Source organism: Bradyrhizobium sp. Kon58 (assembly GCF_055807455.1).
The window spans coordinates 1-238 of the sequence record NZ_JBVVOT010000639.1 but is presented as its reverse complement, the minus strand read 5'-3'; the positions used below and the strand labels follow the sequence as shown (position 1 = coordinate 238).

Annotated in this window: 1 protein-coding gene; it reads right to left on the bottom strand. The window is 58.8% G+C overall.

Annotated elements, in window-relative coordinates; all coding sequences use genetic code 11:
- Positions 1-38: 38 nt before the first annotated feature.
- A partial coding sequence (locus tag AC0L20_RS41790; protein ID WP_473295959.1) for a hypothetical protein occupies positions 39-238 on the bottom strand: 200 nt, incomplete at its 5' end.

Here is a 238-nt window from a genome sequence, read left to right as displayed (position 1 = left end):
GAAAACGGCACGCTGAGTTTCCTACCGCTCTCGCACAATCAGCTGGCCGTTTTCTGATCAGCGCGATGCGACTCGCGCTGGCACAGCTTGCGCAAGATAACCTTCTGAATCGGCTTGAGGCAGAACGCAAACAAGTAGGCACACAGCACAAGCGTCAGGTCCAGCCAGGAATGGTCGGCGGGGTCGATCACGCCCTCGACCTCCCATCGCAGTCCATACCCGAGCGCCAGGAAGATCA